This is a genomic window from Paraburkholderia sp. J63 (genome assembly GCF_905220245.1).
Classification (GTDB): domain Bacteria; phylum Pseudomonadota; class Gammaproteobacteria; order Burkholderiales; family Burkholderiaceae; genus Paraburkholderia.
Genome location: NZ_CAJMZF010000039.1, coordinates 59,704 through 78,032 on the forward strand (window position 1 = coordinate 59,704; position 18,329 = coordinate 78,032).

Consider the following 18,329-nt stretch of genomic DNA (forward strand, 5'->3'; position numbering starts at 1 on the left):
GTGTTGCCTCAGCCCAGCTTGCGAATGTCGACGAAATGCCCTTCGATTGCCGCGGCCGCAGCCATGGCCGGGCTCACGAGGTGCGTGCGCCCGCCCGCGCCCTGACGGCCTTCGAAGTTGCGGTTCGAAGTGGACGCGCAGCGCTCGCCCGGGTCCAGCCGGTCGGCGTTCATCGCGAGGCACATCGAGCAGCCAGGCTCGCGCCATTCGAAGCCCGCTTCGGTGAATACCTTGTCGAGGCCTTCGCGCTCGGCCTGCGCCTTCACGAGACCCGAGCCCGGCACCACCATGGCGAGACGGATGTTCGACGCCACGCGGCGGCCAAGCTTCTTCACGACATAAGCGGCCGAGCGCAGGTCTTCGATGCGCGCGTTGGTGCACGAGCCGATGAAGATCTTGTCGGGCTGGATCGATTCGATCGGCGTGTTGGGTTCGAGCGCCATGTATTGGAGCGCGCGCTCCATCGCGTCGCGCTTGACCGGGTCCTTTTCGCGCTCGGGATCGGGCACGCGGCCATCGATCGAGGTGACCATTTCCGGCGACGTGCCCCAGGTGACCTGCGGCACGATGTCGGCGGCAGAGAGCTCGACCACGCGGTCGAAATGCGCGCCGTCGTCGGTGCGGAAGGTCTTCCAGTATTCGACGGCCTGATCCCACTCCGCGCCCTGCGGCGAGAACGGACGGCCCTTGAGGTACTCGACCGTGGTGTCGTCCACGGCGACCATGCCCGCGCGCGCGCCGGCTTCGATCGCCATGTTGCAGACGGTCATGCGGCCTTCCATCGAGAGGCCGCGGATCATCGAGCCGCCAAACTCCATCGCGTAACCGGTGCCGCCCGCCGTGCCGATCTTGCCGATGATGGCAAGCACGATGTCCTTCGCGGTGCAGCCGCGCGGCAGCTGGCCCTCGACCTTCACGAGCATGTTCTTGCTCTTCTTCTGCAAGAGCGTTTGCGTGGCCAGCACGTGCTCGACTTCCGAGGTGCCGATGCCATGCGCGAGCGCGCCGAACGCGCCGTGCGTGGAGGTGTGCGAGTCGCCGCAGACGATGGTCATGCCGGGCAGCGTCGCGCCCTGCTCCGGCCCGATGATGTGCACGATGCCCTGACGCAGGTCGTTCATCTTGAACTGCGTGATGCCGAAGGCGTCGCAATTCGCATCGAGCGTGTCCACCTGGAGCTTCGAGACCGGGTCGGCGATGCCGTGGCCGCGGTCCGTGGTGGGCACGTTATGGTCGGAAACCGCCAGGTTCGCGCTGATGCGCCACACCGGGCGCTCGTGCAGCTTCAGGCCTTCGAATGCCTGCGGGCTGGTGACTTCGTGCAGCAGATGACGGTCGATGTAGAGGAGCGTCGTGCCGTCGTCTTCCGTGTGGACCACATGGGTGTCCCACAACTTGTCGTAGAGCGTCTTTGCCATGATATGCGGGGATTGAATGACTGCGAGTGACTGCGGGGAGCGTTGCGTTGTGAGTCGATTATGCCACGCGAAATGCGCCGCCCGCACCGCCTCCGACGAAAAAAGCGATAAAAAACAGGGAGTTGGGTGGTAGTGGCGATACCTGTATCGATGTTACCCGGCGAGTGGCGCGAGCGTCTTTTACGGATGCCGCGCCTGCCGCGCGCATGGAAACCCTTGTTTTCCCGGCCGTTTTTCGGGCGCGTCGCGCGGGCCTTCGATGCGCGGCGGCTCGCTTCACGAGACGCGCGCAAATGCTACGCAGAGGGGGCGCCCGATCACGGGCACGCCAATTGCAGGAGGTGCACCACCTGCACCACCGCACGCACGTCCGGATCCATCATACTGAACGGACACTTCGCGATTAGACCAGGCAATCACGGAGGCCTCATGCCTTTCCCAACCCGAACGCCCCGAAGGAAGTCGCACAGCGCCTCAAAGGCAGTCCCCTTGGGGGATGCCCAGAAAAAAGTCCTCTTGCGGAGCGCCCGACAGGGAACGCTCGCCGCCGCCATCGGCTGCGCGCTCGCCGCCTTCGCACCGGGCGCCGCGGCGCAAACCCCCTCGCCGCTCGGGGAGTGGCAATACTCGGCCGGCATCCCGCTCGAAAAGCTGTACGAGCCCAACCGGCCGTCGTTCGAGGCGCGCCTTGGCATCGGCGCGACCTTCGAGCCGCGCTACGACGGCTCGGACCGCTATCACATGCTCGAGGGGCCCAGCATCGACCTCCGCTACAAGGACATTCTGTTCGGCTCGACCGGCGAAGGCTTCGGCGTGAATGTGCTGCAAGGTCCGAACTGGCGCGTCAGCGTGGCCGCCGCCTATGACCTCGGGCGGCGCGGCCACGACGACCCGTCGCGCCTGAACGGCCTCGGCAACATCAACCCGGCGCCCGAGATGAAGCTGGCCGCCGAATACGTGATATCGAAGGAATTCCCGCTCGTGTTCCGCGCGGCGTTCACGCGCAGCTTCGGCGGCGCGAATGGCTGGACCGCCGATCTTGGCGCCTATATGCCGCTGCCGGGCAGCAGCGAAACGTTCTACTGGTTCGCGGGCCCGTCCGTCACGTTCGCCGACTCGAACTACATGCAGAGCTGGTTCGGCGTGACGCCGCAGCAGGCGGCCGCCTCGGGCTACCGGCAGTACGGCGCGAGTGCGGGCCTGAAGTCGGCGGGCTTCGGGATCACGATGGTGTACTTCGTCAACAAGCACTGGTTCGTGAGCGCGGACGGCGCGCTCAGGCGCCTGCTCGGCAGCGCCGCCAACAGCCCGATCATCCAGACGAAGACCGATGGCGTGTGCGACGTTTCCATCAACTATCAGTTCTGAAGTGAAGCGCGCCTGCTTGTGAAGCGCACATCTCGAGCGATGCGCCTCGTCCCTTCGCGCACCGTCGAGGGGCCTGGAATGCCATCAGACCGGTTTCGTCACTGGCAGCCAGAATCGCGATACGTCTTCGCGGCGTTACCGGCGCTGTAGTCGCCCTGCAAAGCGTTCATCTGCCCGGTATTGCGGCGGTCATCGTTCCACCGTCCGTTTGCCTGATCGAAATTCTTGCGCTGGTTGTACTCCTGCAGCGCGCTGGTCTGATCCCCCGGCCCCGACAAGGCCCCATCGACATAGGCGGCGGCAATCTCCTTGCAGCGCCGGTCGACCGCTTCCGGATCCTTCGCCGGAGCAGTTTTGGTCGCGTCGAAATTGCGTTGCAGAGGACTCCGATATGAGTTCGCTGCGGCGTCGGACGGCACCGCCGCTGGAGTCGTGTCGGCCAGGGCGCCGCTTGCCAGCGTGACGGTACACAGCAAGACGAAGAAGTGGCGGAAGATCTTAGCTTGCATGGTGTTCTCCGGGTTAGTGACAGCCAGCGTCGTGGTACGACTTCTCGGCATCGCGACGCTGGCCGTAGGCCTGCATGGTGTTTGCCTGCTCGCCGCTGTTGCCGTAGTTCGGAACGACGGCGTTAGCCTGATCCGGACCCGGTGGCCTGAACGTCTCGCCATAGGCCGCGGCAATCTCCTTGCAGCGCTTCTGGAAACTTTGGGGATCGGCTGCGGGCGCAGCCATGACCGAGTTGAGGTTTTGCTGCAAAGGCGCGCGATATTGCCGTGCCGGGGCGTCGGGCGGCACCGCGCCGCCACTCGTTTGGGCATGGGCGCCGGTTACCAGAACGGCGACGCAAAGCGGGACGAAAAAGGGGCGCGCAATGATCATGGGCATGGCAAAGCTCTGGAAACCGGCATCCTAGCCACGCCTTCAAAAACCTGCCCTGACGACCATCAACGCCCGTCCACGCCAAAGCCTCCTCATTCGCGCCTCATTCTTCGTCGTTACGCTGACGGTTGGGCCAGGCCCAAACGATCATCGCCCGGCCCCGGTACACCACTGCGCAACACCACGACAAGGATCCACCCCATGCTCCCGCCGCTTTTCACCGCCAGCTTCCTCGGACAGCCTGTCTGGCTCTGGGCCGCCTTTCTCGCGGTGGTGATCGTGCTGCTGGCGCTCGATCTGGGCGTGCTGCACCGCGACGACCGCGAGATCGGCATTCGCGAAAGCCTGTGGCTCTCGCTCGGCTACATCACGATCGGCGTGCTGTTCGGCGGCTTCATCTGGTGGCAGCTCGGCGCGCAGCCGGCCACCGAATACCTCACCGGCTACCTCATCGAAAAGTCGCTCTCGCTCGACAACGTGTTCGTGATCGCGTCGATCTTCGGTGCGCTTGCGGTGCCGCGCGTGTATCAGCACCGCGTGCTGTTCTGGGGCATCGTCGGCGTGCTGGTGCTGCGCGCGATCATGGTGGGACTCGGCGCGGCGCTCGTCGCGCAGTTCGAGTGGATGCTGTTCGTGTTCGGCCTCTTTCTCGCCGTGACCGGCGTGAAAATGCTGCTCGGCGCGAAGAAAGAGGCGAGCGGGAATGCCGACAAAAACCGCAACGAAAAAGCGGGCGTGGAAAACAGCAAGATCCTGCGCCTGATCCGCCGCGTGCTGCCCGTCACGCCGCAGCTCGAGGGCGGCGCGTTCGTCGTGCGGCGCGCGCACCCGGCGACGGGCAAGCTCGAGCGCTTCGCCACGCCGCTGCTGGTCGCGCTCTTGATGGTCGAATTCGCCGATCTGATCTTCGCCGTCGACTCGATCCCGGCGATCTTCTCGATCACCACCGATCCGTTCATCGTCTACACGAGCAACATCTTCGCCGTGCTCGGGCTGCGCGCGCTGTTCTTCGCGCTCGCGGCGATGGCGCACCGCTTTTACTACCTCAAGCATGCGCTCGCGCTCGTGCTGGTGTTCATCGGCGCGAAGATCTTTCTCGTGGGCATCGTCGGCAAGATTCCTCCGCTGCTGAGCCTCGGCGTGACGGCGGCGCTGCTGGCGGGCGGCGTGGTGGCGTCGCTGCTCAAAACGCGGGCGCGCGATAGCGACGATGGCCGGCTGGAGGCGCGATAACGGGCTCGGAAGCGGGTCTGGAAGCGGACTTGGAGGCAGGCTCAGGAACCGCGAATATGCTTGCCCCGATGCGTCCCCCGCCCTCCTCATTCTTCGCTCATTTTTCTCTGCGACGATGAATTCCATCGCAGCCGCATCGGCCCGCAACCCGGGCCACGCAGGCTTCGACAGTCAACCTCCATGGAGCGCATCATGAAATGCCCGCACTGCCCTGACACCACGCTCGCGATCTCGGAGCGTCAAGGCGTCGAACTCGACTACTGCCCGCAATGCCGCGGCGTCTGGCTCGATCGCGGCGAACTCGACAAGCTGATCGAGCGTGCGGCGGGCGCCGCCTCGCCGCAGCGCCTCGACGACGGCTACAGCGCCCAGCAGGGCTCGCATCACGGCAGACGCCCCGACGACTACGGGCTGCGCCGCTCGCACGAACGTCACGGCGGGCACGGACGCCGTCGCAAGTCGTGGTTCGGCGATCTGTTCGACTGAACGCCCGCAGCCCCGCGCCCAGCCATTGCATCGACTATCAAGGACACCTGACCATGCGAACCTACACCAGCAACAGCCCGCAGGCCGCGGGCCGGATCGTCGCCATCGCCCTGCTCGCCGACGGCCATCTGAGCGCCAACGAACTCGCCGCCGTGCATCGCGCGCGCATCGCCGACCGGCTCGGCCTCGCGCCCGGCGAATTCGGCACGATCGTGCAAGACCTCTGCGAGGACTTGCTCACGAGCGCGCATCTGAACTGGAGCGATGCCTGCAAGCTCGACTCCGACGTCATGCAGCAGGTCATGTGCGAGCTCGAGGACCCGGCGCTGCGCGCCGAAGTGCTGAGCCTGTGCCTCGTCGCGGTTCATGCGGACCGCCATCTTGCGGAAAGCGAAGCCGACCTGGTCGCCGCGCTCGCGAGCGCATGGCGTGCGCATCCGTGGCAACGCTTGCTGGCCTCGTGAACGCGCGATAGCGACGCAAAGACCCCTTAGCTCTATCCCTTTTGGTTTCGGCGTGCGCGATGGCGTTCCCCCCGCTTCGCACGCCGCGCGGCGAGCCTCGCGCTCGCCGCGTTTTTTTCTTTCCGGCAGCGGCTGCCGGCCCGGTTCGCGCGCGAGCGTCAGACGCACACCGCCCAGCCGAGGCCCCGCACGTTGCGAATGACCGCGTGGCCGAACTTGCGCCGCACGCTGTAGATCACCGCGTCGACGGCGTTGCTCTCCACTTCCTCGCCCCAGCCATAGAGCCGCTCTTCGAGCTGCTGACGCGAGAGAATCGCGCCGGGCCGTTCGAGCAGCGCAAGCATGAGCGCATACTCGCGCGCCGAAAGATCGTCGGACTGGCCGTCGAAGCTCAGGCGCCGCGCGTTCATGTCGAGCGTCACGCGCGCGCTGCCCATGGTCGACGAAGCGAAGCCCGACTTGCGCCGCACCACGGCGCGGATGCGCGCGAGCAGCTCCTTGCTCTCGAACGGCTTGACGAGGTAGTCGTCGGCGCCGAGGTCGAGGCCTTCGACGCGCGTATCCACGTCGTCGCGCGCGGTGATGATGATGACGGGCGTGGCGTCGTTGGCCTCGCGCAGGCTGCGCAGCACGTCGAGGCCGCTCATGTCGCCAAGCCCCAGATCGAGCAGGATCGCCGTATACGAGCCGTCGCGCATCGCCGCGCGGCCGCTCTCGCCCGTGCGCACCCAGTCGACGCTATAGGAAGCGTCTTTCAGCGCCCGCAGCAGCGCGGGCCCGATCAGCAGATCGTCTTCGATCAGCAGAATCCGCATCGCTCAGTTTTCCTCAATATCCGTTTGCGCTTGCCGGTGTGGGTCGCTTCAGACGAGCGGCAGCTCGATGCGCGCAACGATGCCCGTCTGGCCATCGCTGCGATTTTCGAGCGTCACGCGCCCGCGATAGCTCTGCGCCAGTGCCTGCGCGATCGCCAGCCCGAGGCCGCTGCCTTCGGCGTCGTGGCTGCCCGCGCGAAAGAAGCGGTCGAAGACGCGCGGCAGATCGTGCGCGGCAATGCCGGGGCCGTCGTCGCTCACTTCGATCGTGACCGTTTGCGCCTCGCGGCGCACCGTCACGTCGACGCGTCCGCCCGCACGCCCGTAGCGAATCGCGTTGTCGACGAGATTGCGCACCAGCACGCGCATATCGGCTTCGGTCGCGCGCACGCTGGCGTCGTCCAGACGCTCGACGCCCAGGTCCACGCCGCGCGCATCGGCGAGCGGCAGCAGGTCGGCGAGCACGTCGGTCACGAGCTGCGGCAGCGCGACGTCGGCAACGGCGCGCTGGCCGCCGCCGATCTCGGCACGCGCCAGGCCGAGCAGTTGCGATACGAGCGAGCCCGTGCGCGCCACGCCGCGCCGCAGCTCGTCGAAACGTTCGTGGTACTGATCGGGCGGCGCGTCGCGCAGATTGTCGATCTGCAACTGCATCGCCGAAATGGGCGAGCGCAGCTCGTGCGCGGCGTCGGCGATGAACTTGCGCTCGGCGTTCACGAGCACCGAAAGGCGCTCGATCATGCGGTTGATCGACTCGACGAACGGGCGCAACTCCACGGGCGCCTTCTGCGCATCGAGCGGCTTGAGTTCGTGCAGATCGACTTTCGCCGCGCGCCGGCCCACGCGCTCGAGCGGCCGCAGCGAAAGCCGCACCGTCACAGCGATCGTCAGCGCGAGCAGAGGCAGCAGCGCGAGCACCGGTAGCAGGCTCCAGAACGCCACGCGCAGCGCATTGCGGTTGCGCATGCTGCGCGATTCCGCGACCTGGATCTGCTCGTCGCCGGCCGCGAGCGCGAAGACGTCCCAGGCATCGCCGTCGTATTGGATCGACGAGAAACCCGACTGCGCGCGCGGCAGCGCAATGTCGGGATCGCTGGTGCGGCCCGGCGTGGCGGTGTCGCCCGCGGACCAGATCTGCACGACGAGGTCGTCCGAGGGGCGGCGCACGCCGTTGGGCTCGCCGCCCGCCTCGGCGTCGCGGTGCGGCATGCCCGATTGCACGTGCGCGGCGGCGTCGCGCAAGCTCGAGCTGAATTCGCTCGCGAGACTGCGCACCACGAGAAACGTGCCGAGCGAACCGAGCACGCCGACGAGAATCGCAAGCGTGCCGATGGCGATGCTCAGGCGGCGGTGCAGGGAGTTCGCGGCGAAAAACATGGAGCGGCTCGGGAAGGTGGGCGCGCTCCATCATAAAGGATTCGCCGCGGGCGGCGGCCCGCACCGGTCTAGCGCCGATGGCCGCCGCTCATCCCACCTGTACCGCTCCATACGGCGCCCGTATGCGCGCCGTGGAAGCCGCCATGAAAGCCGCCGCGAACGCCCATCATCGGCATGCCTGGACCGCCCGCATGGACGTGATCCATGTGATGAAAATGATGGAAATGGTCGACGAACACGACCGACGCGCCCACGAAAAACGGCGGCCACACACCGTACCAGGGCGCGCCGTAGTAATCGATGGTGTCGGGCCACGGAACCGGATAGACCAATGTGTCGTTATCGCCTTGCACGATCTGCCAGCTACCGTCGGGCTGGCGACATGCGAGGCCGCTGATCTGCTGCGGCGTGCCGTCAATGTCGGCTGTGCCGGTAACTGTGCGGCAGACCGGTGCGTCCGCTATCGGCACGTCCACTGCCTGCTGGGACCCCACCGGCGTCGTGCAGCCCGCCAGCACGCCGCACAGCAGGCCCGTAAAGGAAAGATTGCGCATGATGCGCCCCCTCGCGATGGACCGGCTCTGCGGACGCGCGGTGCGCGCCAGCGCCGTGTAGACCCCATCGATACGCCTCGCACGAAACGCGCACAGATGGCTTGCGCCGGCGCCCGCGCGCACGTGTCATCTGCAAAACGAAGCGTATGGCACGGCTATTCCTGGCACGGCGCCCAGGTGTTCCGCACCCTGTTTACAAGGTATTTCCGCTGTGTGCTTTTGTTTCCCCATCGACCGATCATGCCCTGCAAAGCCTGACGAACGCGGCGATATCCGCGTTCACGCGCGCAGCCTGATTCAGATACATGCCGTGCGTGCCGCCCTCATAGACTTTTAGCGAGGCGCGCGCAAGCCGTTCGGCGGTGGGCCTGCCGGTCAGTTCGAGCGGCGCTGATGCGTCGCTGTCGCCATGCAGCACGAGCGCGGGCACGTCGATACGCGCCAGTTCGCGGCGAAAGTCCGTCGAGGTCTGAATGCGGTTCAACTGCACCGCCGCGCAGAACGAGGCGCGCAGCATCATGTCGATGGTCCACTGGATCACCGCGCGCGAGGTGCCGGGCTCGAAATAGGCCTGCGCGCGCCGCTCGATCCAGTCGGGAAACGAAATCAGCATTTCGTCGAGCGAGGCCTCGAAGAGGCTGGCGTCGAGGCCATTGGGATTGTCACCGGTCCTGAGCAGATAAGGCGTCGAGGCCGGCGACAGCAGCACGATGCCCGCCACGCGCCGTGCCCCATGACGGCTCAGATAGCGCACGATTTCGCCGCTCGCGAACGAGTGCCCGACCAGCGTCACGCCCGAGAGATCGAGCGCGTCGAGCACGGCCTCGAGATCGTCGGCGAGCGTATCGTAGTCGTAGCCGCGCCCCGGATCGCTCGACCGTCCGTGCCCGCGACGGTCGTACGCCACGCAGCGAAAACCTTCATGCGCGAGCGGCACGCTTTGGTATGCCCACATGTCGGCGTTGAGCGTCCAGCCCGAAAGGAACACGAGCGGCGCGCCGGAGCCCCAGTCGCGATAGTGCAGCGCGGTATCGTCGTTCGCGCGGATAAAGCCAGGCAGGGTCGCAAGACGCGGATCGGGGTTCATGGCGGTCGCTCCTTTCGTTCGTCGCTGTCGTTAGTCGTTTTCGTTGATCGCTTTCATTCGCAGAGTGGCTACCCGGCGGATGAACCCATGATCGGCGAACGTGTGCGCGCTGGCGATTACCCCGCAGGTAATGAGGCGGCCGCCGATGCGCCATAAGCAGGCCGCGCGCAAACCCGTGGCGACAGTGCTAGATTCGTGGCTCGCATCGCAACGCGCTCCTCGCGCACACCCAGGAGACGATCATGAGCAGCACCTCTCAGCGCCCGGCCTTCGGCGCCGCCGTCTACTATCGCGATCCGTTCGCCGCGCTCGACTGGCTGGAGAAGGCGTTCGGCTTCACGCGCCAGTTCGTCGTGACCTCGCCGGACGGCAAGCTCTGCCATTCGGAGATGCGCTTCGAAGACGGCTACGTGATGATCTGCGGCGAGTGGCCCGGCATGCCGGCCACGAGCCCCGCCTCGCTCGAGGGCAAAAACACGCAGTCGGTGCACGTGCAGTTGAAGGGCGGCCTCGACGCGCATTGCGAGCGCGCACGCGCGGCGGGCGGGAAGATCGTGCGCGAGCCCGACGACCAGTTCTACGGCGACCGCGTCTACGTGGCGTGCGACCCGGAGGGCCACGTGTGGAGCTTCGGCCAGACCGTACGCGAGGTCTCTCGCGAAGAGGCCGAAAAGGCGAGCGGGCTGAAGATCGACGGGTGGAGTTGAAGCGCCTCACACGCTGGCGCATCGCGTGCCACCTGCCCTGTGCAATTTGATCGAATCTCGCTTTTCAATGCCGAGCGGTAGTTTTGAGAGCTAAAGTGTGCTGCCCTATGGAACTCGCAAAAACCAGGGTGCCGCTCACACAACAGGAAGTGGCCTGATGGCTTCAGCTATGGCACTCGACAGGCAGGATGAAAATTTGGATACGCGCTGACTCAGAATCAATTTAACAATTCGAATTAAAATTAAAAATCCATTGCGCGCAGCATCCCAACCCAAGCACATTCAACTGATACGGCAACTACAAAGTTCCTGGGCGAGCATCAAAGAAAAATTTTATAAAAAGCGTAGAATCTGGCTCCCTGACATTAACTTGATTGGACACGTAACGAACGTATTAAAACTCGAGCACCTCAGTCCGGACAGAAAACAAGGTCGAACCTCTCGGCCGCCTTGTGCTTGACCGGGAGATTCGCTTTATCTCTCCATTATCTCGAAAAATATTATTCGGATAGAATTCATGCAACAGAATTTCAACCGCGCCCTGGCATTAGCGATTTTCCTGTGCATATCAGTTCCCGCCTATTCGCTAGAATTGAGTCCCAATACAATTGGCGGCGGGAACATTCCCAATGCCGATGGGAATGTTAATTTTTACACTAGCGATGGGAACTGGACCGAGACACTCTGGCTCCCAAGCACAGCCAGAGAGGGGGACGTGATTAACATATCATCATCGGCAACTTATAGCTCAAAGTTGATGACGAAAAATACAAATATTCCAACAAAATCAATAACTTTATATACGGGAGACCGCGTCCGCTTTAGATATAGCGCCGGCACGGGATTATGGCTTGCCGATGCCACAACAAGCACGCCTCCCTATAACGGCGGGTCTACCGTCATACCGTCTCCAAGGGAAAAAATCAGCAGATTTTATATCCAGGATGGTTTGTGGTCTTCCGAAATCACACTACCATACGGCGCATCCGGAGACAGTATCCAGCTAATTTCATCTAGCGCTCAGTACGACGCCAAGATAAGCACACGTAACGTAGCGACGAACAATATCCCCGTCCTTCGAACGGGCAATACATTCGCCTTCAAATATAATTCGGCAATGCAGAAATGGGAGTTCCTCGGTAGTGCGGTATCGTTTGGATCCCCGAGGCTATATTAACTTCAACGAAGTCCACGATTCGCTGCTTGCCTGGCCAGACGGTTTTGACGCCAGGCTCGCCATCGCCTTTGCGCGCGAGGAGGCCACCGAGCCTGACGACGAGCGGTACCACTTCATTGAGTTGCGGCGGTTTGTCGGGCGGGGTCCTCTTGAGGATGAACGCGGCCTTCCACTCATCGGGCTCAAGCAGCAGTCCGGCATCAAGGTCCGGGCAGGTACGGCCTAAGCACATGAGACGAGCGATGCGCCACGCCACACCATGAACACCGCCAGTGCCCGCTCGGCGCGTTCGATCATGCCCAGGTGTAGCGCCTCAACTCGGCAACCATTCTTCAGCACGTGAAAGAAGGTTTCCACTTCCCAGCGGGCACGACACCAATCAACCGCGCGGCCTCGGCCAGATCCGGCACGTCGCAATTGCTCAGCTAGCGCCATTCGATCGGCGTCACGCCAGCCGGCGCGTCTATCTCGCGCGCGGCCAGACGACTGATCGACACCACCCTACCCTGCGCATCGGGCAGATCGATCCGTCGACTCCATATTTGCTGATGAATCTCCCGCGCCTTCTCTCGCTGGCGACCCGGTAATCTGAAGCGGATTTCACCGAGCAGCTCGGCTTGCGTGGCGTGACGCATGCTTCCCTTCTCGCCGCCACGCACCCCATCGGCTCCCTTACGCTCACGCGCCCACATCCACGCATTCAACACGCCCAACGATTCACGCCGCGGCGTAACGCGCAGGTCGCGTGAACGTACATGCCGCGCTGCGCTGCATACGACAACGGACCCAGTCCGGCGATGCCCAGTCCGTTGAAGTTCAACTCGGTCGTGTCATCCTGGCTCAGCACCACGTCGCATGTCCGCATCCGCTCGACCGAGCATTGCCAGTCCGGTTCCATGACATCGGTCCGTTCGACAGCCATTCTTCATCGCGAACGGTGCGTCGCCAACAGCCGCGGCGTGCGGGACGTCTCGTTGCTATCGCCTGAAATTTTCTTTATTCAATACTCCAAAATATCACTCCGTCGCAAATAATCTATGTAACGCAGCAAGTTTAAATGTCCGAGGCGCAGCATCACGTTGGAGCGCAAGCAAGCCGCGCCGAGCGTAAAGCACGAACACGTGTCGTTGCCGGCAACTCCGTCTGAGTGGCAGTGCTCGTTATTTCCGTGAGATCGAATATTTGCTCTACCGCAACCGGTAAGCAGACTCTATTTGTGGGGAAATTCCACCACATCGTCGGACAGAACCTCATTGGCTTATAAGGCCATTGATGCAGCACAGACATCCTCGCATAAGTGCAGCATGGATTGTTAACGCACCTTACATTCCGATTGCAAGAAGAATGTAAATTTTGTGCAATTACGCCAAGGCTGCTCATGTCTTTATTCCATTGCCGACCGACCAGGCACGCCGCAATCAAACGCCTCCTGAGACATCTCACAGTCTTGGCAATACCCGTATTGGGTAATGCGGCGTGGGCCGAGAGCCTTGGTCAATCAGCCCTGGATGCATTGTCTGCAGACTCCAGATTTCAGGCCGCAATGGCAACACAGCGAGCAGGTATCGAGCGAAAGCCACAAGCGCGCGCGGGATTACTTCCGCAAATTGGCGTTCAGCAATTGGTCAATCGGAATGGTGTTCGTATTCCCGGACAGTCAGTACCTGGCTATTCCACAGTAGGTTTCACAATCACATTGAATCAACCGCTCTTCGATTTGCAAGCGTGGGAAAACTGGCAGGAAGGCAAACTCCTTGCAGCCGATGCAGATCTGGAACTGGCACAAGCACAACAAGACTTGCTCCTGCGGCTGGCCCAAGCCTATTTCGACGCGCTCACCGCGAAAATCGACGTTGCCCTTTCCGTCAGGCATCGCAATTCGATCGCCGAACAATTGACACTCGCGAAACGTCGCTTCGCCCTTGGCGACGCCACCATCGTCGACGAGAACGAGGCAAAAGCAAGCTTCGATATGGCGGTGTCCGACGAGATTGCCGCACAGACACGCCTGACGGCAAAATATGCGGCGCTGTCGAAAATCGTCGGTCATTCCATCACGCTGGTAGATGACTTTCGCGACGATGTTCCCGTTCCTGGCCTCGAACCCGCCGGACTGACCCAATGGCTCAACGCATCTTCCGGTAGCTACAGCGTCAGCAGAAAGCGCATCGCCCTGCAACTCGCCGAGCACGAGCGCGCCAAGGCGCGTTCGGGGGACTACCCCACCGTGTCACTGGTCGGCACGCTCAACAATGGAAACGCGGCGTTCATCAACGGACAGGCCAACTTCTACACGGGCGGCAACCGCGGCACTGCCGGCTATATCGGCGTCCAGATCTCCCTGCCACTCACCGACGGGTTGATGACCCGCAGCCGCATACGCGAGACGCTTGCCCTGCGCGACAAAGCACAGCATGAACTCGACGAAACCCTGAGCGACGCTGAGCTTGCTACCCGAGACGCGTACTCAGGAGTGACACAGGGCGCAGCACTGGTTCGCGCACTGACGACTGCGGTTCAATCGGCCTGTGTTTCGCTGCGCTCCAACAACACGGGCTACCGGGCTGGGGTGCGCATCAATGCGGACGTCCTCGATGAGGCGAAGGCGGACAACTCCTGTCGGGAGGCCAACGCCAACGCATAGCATTGGCACGAGCGCTTTTCGGCAATCCGTCACTACTGCTGCTGGACGAGCCCAACGCCAGTCTCGATGGAGAAGGCGAAGCTGCATTGGTCCGGGTCTTGCAGCAAATAAAGTCGGCAGGCGTTACGGTAGTCGCCGTCACCCACCGCCCGTCTCTGCTGACACTCGCCGATCAGATAGTGGCACTGCGCGACGGACAGATCGAATACTTCGGCCCTCCGCCTGCTGCCGAATCAGCCGCTAATTCAGACACGCCGATTCGCGATGACCTTCCCGCGAGGAGACCGTTGCCTCGCGGCATCCATCCTGTTCAGCCGCCCACCATCGAGCAGTTGATGGGGAGCGGCTCATGAAACCACCCCGCAAAATCGTCAATGTGGACGGCCGCTTCGCTGCAGCGCGCTCAGCAATATCGGCAAATCCCGCTGCGCGAACATTGCAACTGCCGCGTCGCGTGATCCTGTCAGCCTGCATTGGCGTCGCCGCCGGAATCTCGCTCATGTTCGCGTGGGGCGCGCTCGCGCCACTATCAGGTGCCGTGGTCTCGGAAGGCGTCGTGCGTGTCGAAGGGGAACGGAAGATCGTTCAGCATCAGGAAGGGGGCATCGTGAAAGCGGTCCTCGTTCGGGACGGCGAGCGCGTCAAGATTGGGCAGCCGCTGATCGAACTGGACAATGTCGTACCGGCTGCCGAATTGTCCGCGCTGGAAGCCCAATTCGACGCGGAACAGGCAAAGATTGCACGCCTGGCTGCGGAACGAAACCTCGCGGAAACGGTGACGTTCCCGGTCTCGCTGACTGAACGCTACCGCAACCCACGGATCGCAGAACTACTGCAACGCGAATCGACGCTATTCGTTACACATAAGCGTAGCCTGACCGATCAGACCGCGACATTGCACAAGGAGCTTTCGCACGTCCGACGCGAGATTACGGTCAGCTCACAAATGGGTCAAACAATGAGGCGCAGCCTCCAGATCGCGACCCAACAAAGACAGACCAGTGAAACGTTGCAGCAAGAAGGCTTCGTGTCGACCGCGAGAGTCCTCGATCTTCAGAGGACGGAAACCGACGCGCTATCGCGCGTTCAATCCAGCGAAGCGGAACTCGATCGCGCGCGGCAACGCGAGGCGGATCTCGAGCGGCGACTCGCCGCCGCGCGTAACGACTATGTCAAAGCCGCCGACGACGAACTGAAGGACGCCAATAACCGCGCTGTTCAACTTGACGAACGTCTGAGGCCGGCGCGGGATCTCGCCACGCGCACGACAGTGAGCGCGCCCGTGGCCGGAACCGTTGTCGGTCTGCGCGTCCATACCTCCGGTGCAGTGCTCGGTCCGCGCGAGGCACTGCTCGATATCGTACCTGCCGATGCTCCCCTGATTGTGGAAGCGAATATCCGGCCCGACGACGTGCGCGAAATCAGGCCTGGTTCACACGCGGACGTGCGGCTTACTGCGTACAACCCACGAACGACGCCCGTGCTGGATGGCACGGTGACCTATGTGTCCGCCGATGCCCTCTCCGACAACCAGACCCGGGCCCGCTATTACGTCGTGCGAGTTGAGGTTCCGACGCGAGAAGTGGAACGCGTCAACCGTTTCGCCCACGAACCGGTCTCGCTTGGCCCGGGCATGCGTGCCGAACTGTTTATCCGCAAGCACGCGCGATCAGCCTTCGATTATCTGCTTGAACCCGTGCTGGAAGGAATTCGCAGGTCGATGCGGGATTGATGGCTGGATAGTGCCTTTTGGGAGCAGGCTACTTTATGGATGAATCCATCAAGAGGAGGAGATATATACCGCAAAAAGCAAACAGGATCGTTTACTGCAGTTCATCAGATGCATGGATATTTGGCGTGTCCGATGACCACACCAAAAATTTCATGTTTCGTGTAGTTCACCTGAGAAGGAGACGTGTATGAAACCAGCAACACCCATCGTGATAACCACCGCTGCATTGAGCAGCAGTCTGGCGTTTGCTCAAATACCAACGCCTGGCATTGTCGTTAGTCCCGAGAATCGAAGCGGAGACGCAAAAATGCACGAATTAATTTCGATGCCCAAGACGGCCGCTGATTTCATCAAAAATATCAAGTATGCCTTTGATAATAATTTATTTCTGGATGACCGCTTTTTTGAAAAAAGCAATGTTTGCAAGGCATTTAGCATAGACGAGAAAGCGTGCGATCCACACGAAGTTCATCTGCCGGACGGCACGCATGGAATGACGCTTGGCGCGAATATTGAAATGTTCGCCCAAGAACCAATTTCAAATCAACCCAACTCCACTCAGCATCACCACCCAAAACACGCCGGCCATAGATCTACCGCACAAATCCTAATCGATAACCGAATCGATCCGAATGGGGTGGTTAGCGGAGGGATTAATTTCACCACGCAAAGAGGCGGGCCAGATTTTATGAAAACAGTCCAGATATTGAATGTCAATCTGACAGAGTCCATTGAAATGCCTCCTCACGGAAAGATACCTATCCCGGTTACCGGCCCGCATGGAGACGAAACTTGGAGATATGAGATTTCCACCGAACATCTCAAGAAGAAACTCGTAATTGGATTCCTGTCCGATGGCACACTCGAGTCGATGCTCGTTGAGATCTATGAAATCGGAGGGCATCAATAATGGCCGTCACCCTTAATACCGATATCCTTGGAAAGTTGTCACGTGCATTCGAAAAAGATTCATCAAAGTACAAAGCCATCGTCGCCGCTGCCGAAAAATCCTCGTATTTAGCTGGTGAACTGAATGCCTTTGGGGTCGACAAGAACTGGGAGATAAAAATTGGCGAAGCGGGGAAAGGAGTCTATACCGATCCCAGCAAGGGAATCGTTGTCATCGCCAGCGACTGGAACGAATCCGGCGATAAATTCGCTACCACGCTTGCCCACGAACTCGGCCACGCCCTGCTTCAAAACGGTTCCGGAGGCCCAACTCCAAATACGCCGAAAGACGCGATCGCCAACATGCACGTAAACGAAGGCGTTGCGCTGACATCGGAGTACATCGTTGCCGTCCAACTCGGCCTGATCGGCGGATCCGCCGGCAACATGCACTCCGACGGTGGCAACGTACTCACACCACAGTTGAGCAGCATCGCAAAGTCGCTGGGCATAAACGTCGGCACCTTGCTGTATGGCTCATCCGACGCGCTCAAGCTGACAAGCCCGACCTCGAAGTTCGTCGAGGCAGGCGGCGCTTTCTACAGCACGCTCCCCCCATCCGGTGCGCCCTATCTCACTTACGACCAATACGCAGCCGATTGGTGGATTCTCGGCCACTGCGGCATCACCCCTCAAACCGTCGACTGGCCCAAGATCAAGGGGCCGACAATCACCTATTCCGACACGACCGTCAACGGAAAACCCGCCTGCCTCATCAACACCGAAAAAATACCCTTCCTGCCCGGATCAGGCGGCACCGCAGCGACCCTGCAAATCTCCGGCGCGATCGTCTCGGACGGCTATCTGACTGCCAGCCTGTTTGGCATGAACGGCCAAATAATCGAGCAACTGAAGTACAGCTATTCCGGCTTCAAAGTCCAGGACATCTACTTCGGCTCGAACGGCAAACCGTTACAACAGTTCGACTTCAAGCTCGATAACAGCTATACGCGGTACGACTTCGCTGCGGACGGCTCGCAAACCGCCACGCTCTATGGTACGGCGGGTCAGATCGTCGAGATCGCCAAATTCAACGCTTCCGGCTTCAAACTCGTGGACACCTTCTTCGGCTCGAACGGCAAAGCCACCCAGCAGTTCGAATTCAGAACCGACAAGAGCTACACGAAGTACGACTTTGCCGCCGACGGCTCGCAAACCGCCACGCTCTACGGTACGACCGGGCAAATCGTCGAGATCGCCCAATTCAACGCTTCCGGCTTCAAGCTCGTGGACACCTTCTTCGGCTCGAGCGGCAAAGCTACCCAGCAGTTCGAATTCAAGACCGACAAGAGCTACACGAAGTATGACTTTGCCGCCGACGGCTCGCAAACCGCCACGCTCTACGGTACGACCGGGCAAATCGTCGAGATGGCCCAATTTAACGCGTCCGGCTTCAAAACCGTGGATACGTTCTTTGGCTCGAACGGCAAAGCCACT

Annotated in this window: 22 protein-coding genes; 11 read left to right on the plus strand and 11 right to left on the minus strand. The window is 61.7% G+C overall.

What is annotated here, in order from left to right; translation table 11 throughout:
* Positions 1-8: 8 nt before the first annotated feature.
* Positions 9-1,418, minus strand: coding sequence for a 3-isopropylmalate dehydratase large subunit (leuC, locus tag U5775_RS30275; protein WP_322061804.1), 1,410 nt, complete (start codon positions 1,416-1,418; stop codon positions 9-11).
* A gap of 429 nt (positions 1,419-1,847) precedes the next feature.
* On the opposite strand from leuC, the gene U5775_RS30280 reads away from it, so the two are divergent.
* Positions 1,848-2,786 carry a MipA/OmpV family protein gene (locus U5775_RS30280; RefSeq protein WP_415913685.1) on the plus strand — a complete coding sequence of 313 codons (939 nt, stop codon included), beginning with the start codon at positions 1,848-1,850 and terminating at the stop codon, positions 2,784-2,786.
* A 98-nt stretch (positions 2,787-2,884) separates the two neighbouring features.
* Here U5775_RS30280 and U5775_RS30285 read toward each other — a convergent pair whose 3' ends face one another.
* Both U5775_RS30285 and U5775_RS30290 read right to left on the minus strand, forming a co-directional pair.
* Positions 2,885-3,295, minus strand: coding sequence for a hypothetical protein (locus U5775_RS30285; RefSeq protein ID WP_322061805.1), 411 nt, complete (start codon positions 3,293-3,295; stop codon positions 2,885-2,887).
* A 13-nt stretch (positions 3,296-3,308) separates the two neighbouring features.
* Entirely contained in the window at positions 3,309-3,674 is a 366-nt protein-coding gene (locus U5775_RS30290) for a hypothetical protein (protein ID WP_322061806.1), read from the minus strand.
* Positions 3,675-3,869: 195 nt separating this feature from the next.
* Here U5775_RS30290 and U5775_RS30295 point away from each other — a divergent pair, with 195 nt between their 5' ends.
* The 3 genes from U5775_RS30295 to U5775_RS30305 all read left to right on the plus strand — a co-directional run bounded on the left by U5775_RS30295 (position 3,870) and on the right by U5775_RS30305 (position 5,851).
* Positions 3,870-4,901, plus strand: coding sequence for a TerC family protein (locus U5775_RS30295; RefSeq protein ID WP_322061807.1), 1,032 nt, complete (start codon positions 3,870-3,872; stop codon positions 4,899-4,901).
* A 192-nt stretch (positions 4,902-5,093) separates the two neighbouring features.
* On the plus strand, positions 5,094-5,387 hold the full coding sequence (locus U5775_RS30300) for a zf-TFIIB domain-containing protein (protein WP_322061808.1): 294 nt from the start codon (positions 5,094-5,096) through the stop codon (positions 5,385-5,387).
* A 53-nt stretch (positions 5,388-5,440) separates the two neighbouring features.
* Entirely contained in the window at positions 5,441-5,851 is a 411-nt protein-coding gene (locus tag U5775_RS30305; RefSeq protein ID WP_322061809.1) for a TerB family tellurite resistance protein, read from the plus strand.
* A 158-nt stretch (positions 5,852-6,009) separates the two neighbouring features.
* Here U5775_RS30305 and U5775_RS30310 read toward each other — a convergent pair whose 3' ends face one another.
* The 4 genes from U5775_RS30310 to U5775_RS30325 form a co-directional block, all read right to left on the minus strand.
* Positions 6,010-6,666, minus strand: a complete 657-nt coding sequence (locus U5775_RS30310; RefSeq protein ID WP_322061810.1) for a response regulator transcription factor — start codon at positions 6,664-6,666, stop codon at positions 6,010-6,012.
* Positions 6,667-6,714: 48 nt separating this feature from the next.
* Positions 6,715-8,043 (minus strand): HAMP domain-containing sensor histidine kinase, encoded by a 1,329-nt coding sequence (locus U5775_RS30315; RefSeq protein ID WP_322061811.1) that lies wholly within the window; start codon positions 8,041-8,043, stop codon positions 6,715-6,717.
* A 68-nt stretch (positions 8,044-8,111) separates the two neighbouring features.
* Positions 8,112-8,597, minus strand: a complete 486-nt coding sequence (locus U5775_RS30320; protein WP_322061812.1) for a hypothetical protein — start codon at positions 8,595-8,597, stop codon at positions 8,112-8,114.
* Between the two features lie 238 nt (positions 8,598-8,835).
* Complete coding sequence (locus tag U5775_RS30325; RefSeq protein ID WP_322061813.1) at positions 8,836-9,684, minus strand: alpha/beta hydrolase; 849 nt, start codon at positions 9,682-9,684, stop codon at positions 8,836-8,838.
* 242 nt (positions 9,685-9,926) lie between these two features.
* On the opposite strand from U5775_RS30325, the gene U5775_RS30330 reads away from it, so the two are divergent.
* Positions 9,927-10,391 carry a VOC family protein gene (locus U5775_RS30330; protein ID WP_322061814.1) on the plus strand — a complete coding sequence of 155 codons (465 nt, stop codon included), beginning with the start codon at positions 9,927-9,929 and terminating at the stop codon, positions 10,389-10,391.
* Positions 10,392-10,908: 517 nt separating this feature from the next.
* Positions 10,909-11,568, plus strand: coding sequence for a hypothetical protein (locus U5775_RS39560; RefSeq protein ID WP_415913686.1), 660 nt, complete (start codon positions 10,909-10,911; stop codon positions 11,566-11,568).
* Here the strand turns inward: U5775_RS39560 and U5775_RS30335 are convergent.
* From U5775_RS30335 to U5775_RS30345, 4 genes are all read right to left on the minus strand, one after another.
* Positions 11,492-11,800, minus strand: coding sequence for an IS4 family transposase (locus tag U5775_RS30335; RefSeq protein ID WP_322061824.1), 309 nt, complete (start codon positions 11,798-11,800; stop codon positions 11,492-11,494). The genes U5775_RS39560 and U5775_RS30335 overlap by 77 nt on opposite strands.
* Entirely contained in the window at positions 11,791-12,003 is a 213-nt protein-coding gene (locus tag U5775_RS39565; RefSeq protein ID WP_415913687.1) for a transposase, read from the minus strand. Before U5775_RS39565 ends, U5775_RS30335 begins: the two co-directional genes overlap by 10 nt.
* On the minus strand, positions 11,994-12,203 hold the full coding sequence (locus U5775_RS30340) for a hypothetical protein (RefSeq protein ID WP_322061815.1): 210 nt from the start codon (positions 12,201-12,203) through the stop codon (positions 11,994-11,996). The genes U5775_RS39565 and U5775_RS30340 overlap by 10 nt, the downstream gene beginning before the upstream one ends.
* Positions 12,204-12,268: 65 nt before the next feature.
* The gene (locus U5775_RS30345) at positions 12,269-12,466 is read right to left on the minus strand and encodes a hypothetical protein (RefSeq protein ID WP_322061816.1); all 198 of its coding nucleotides are present in this window, start codon (positions 12,464-12,466) and stop codon (positions 12,269-12,271) included.
* Between the two features lie 480 nt (positions 12,467-12,946).
* On the opposite strand from U5775_RS30345, the gene U5775_RS30350 reads away from it, so the two are divergent.
* The 5 genes from U5775_RS30350 to U5775_RS30370 form a co-directional block, all read left to right on the plus strand.
* Entirely contained in the window at positions 12,947-14,212 is a 1,266-nt protein-coding gene (locus U5775_RS30350; RefSeq protein ID WP_322061817.1) for a TolC family protein, read from the plus strand.
* Positions 14,213-14,214: 2 nt separating this feature from the next.
* Positions 14,215-14,565: a hypothetical protein gene (locus tag U5775_RS30355; RefSeq protein WP_322061818.1), complete on the plus strand. Its 351-nt coding sequence runs from the start codon at positions 14,215-14,217 to the stop codon at positions 14,563-14,565.
* A complete protein-coding gene (locus U5775_RS30360) occupies positions 14,562-15,944 on the plus strand; it encodes an HlyD family type I secretion periplasmic adaptor subunit (RefSeq protein ID WP_322061819.1) in 1,383 nt (460 codons plus the stop codon). The genes U5775_RS30355 and U5775_RS30360 overlap by 4 nt, the downstream gene beginning before the upstream one ends.
* Positions 15,945-16,131: 187 nt before the next feature.
* On the plus strand, positions 16,132-16,854 hold the full coding sequence (locus tag U5775_RS30365; protein WP_322061820.1) for a hypothetical protein: 723 nt from the start codon (positions 16,132-16,134) through the stop codon (positions 16,852-16,854).
* Positions 16,854-18,329, plus strand: a 1,476-nt coding sequence (locus U5775_RS30370; protein ID WP_322061821.1) for a hypothetical protein, incomplete at its 3' end; no start/stop codon positions are given. The genes U5775_RS30365 and U5775_RS30370, both read left to right, overlap by 1 nt.

Coding starts and splice junctions, on each gene's coding strand:
- U5775_RS30310 (WP_322061810.1), bottom strand. CDS start 6,666: ATGCGGATTCTGCTGATCGAAGACGATCTGCTGATCGGGCCCGCGCTG.
- U5775_RS30280 (WP_415913685.1), top strand. CDS start 1,848: ATGCCTTTCCCAACCCGAACGCCCCGAAGGAAGTCGCACAGCGCCTCA.
- U5775_RS30295 (WP_322061807.1), top strand. CDS start 3,870: ATGCTCCCGCCGCTTTTCACCGCCAGCTTCCTCGGACAGCCTGTCTGG.
- U5775_RS30315 (WP_322061811.1), bottom strand. CDS start 8,043: ATGTTTTTCGCCGCGAACTCCCTGCACCGCCGCCTGAGCATCGCCATC.
- leuC (WP_322061804.1), bottom strand. CDS start 1,418: ATGGCAAAGACGCTCTACGACAAGTTGTGGGACACCCATGTGGTCCAC.
- U5775_RS30330 (WP_322061814.1), top strand. CDS start 9,927: ATGAGCAGCACCTCTCAGCGCCCGGCCTTCGGCGCCGCCGTCTACTAT.
- U5775_RS30290 (WP_322061806.1), bottom strand. CDS start 3,674: ATGCCCATGATCATTGCGCGCCCCTTTTTCGTCCCGCTTTGCGTCGCC.
- U5775_RS30360 (WP_322061819.1), top strand. CDS start 14,562: ATGAAACCACCCCGCAAAATCGTCAATGTGGACGGCCGCTTCGCTGCA.
- U5775_RS39565 (WP_415913687.1), bottom strand. CDS start 12,003: ATGGCGCTAGCTGAGCAATTGCGACGTGCCGGATCTGGCCGAGGCCGC.
- U5775_RS30365 (WP_322061820.1), top strand. CDS start 16,132: ATGAAACCAGCAACACCCATCGTGATAACCACCGCTGCATTGAGCAGC.
- U5775_RS30350 (WP_322061817.1), top strand. CDS start 12,947: ATGTCTTTATTCCATTGCCGACCGACCAGGCACGCCGCAATCAAACGC.
- U5775_RS30300 (WP_322061808.1), top strand. CDS start 5,094: ATGAAATGCCCGCACTGCCCTGACACCACGCTCGCGATCTCGGAGCGT.
- U5775_RS39560 (WP_415913686.1), top strand. CDS start 10,909: ATGCAACAGAATTTCAACCGCGCCCTGGCATTAGCGATTTTCCTGTGC.
- U5775_RS30305 (WP_322061809.1), top strand. CDS start 5,441: ATGCGAACCTACACCAGCAACAGCCCGCAGGCCGCGGGCCGGATCGTC.
- U5775_RS30320 (WP_322061812.1), bottom strand. CDS start 8,597: ATGCGCAATCTTTCCTTTACGGGCCTGCTGTGCGGCGTGCTGGCGGGC.
- U5775_RS30345 (WP_322061816.1), bottom strand. CDS start 12,466: ATGGAACCGGACTGGCAATGCTCGGTCGAGCGGATGCGGACATGCGAC.
- U5775_RS30325 (WP_322061813.1), bottom strand. CDS start 9,684: ATGAACCCCGATCCGCGTCTTGCGACCCTGCCTGGCTTTATCCGCGCG.
- U5775_RS30335 (WP_322061824.1), bottom strand. CDS start 11,800: ATGTGCTTAGGCCGTACCTGCCCGGACCTTGATGCCGGACTGCTGCTT.
- U5775_RS30285 (WP_322061805.1), bottom strand. CDS start 3,295: ATGCAAGCTAAGATCTTCCGCCACTTCTTCGTCTTGCTGTGTACCGTC.
- U5775_RS30340 (WP_322061815.1), bottom strand. CDS start 12,203: ATGCGTCACGCCACGCAAGCCGAGCTGCTCGGTGAAATCCGCTTCAGA.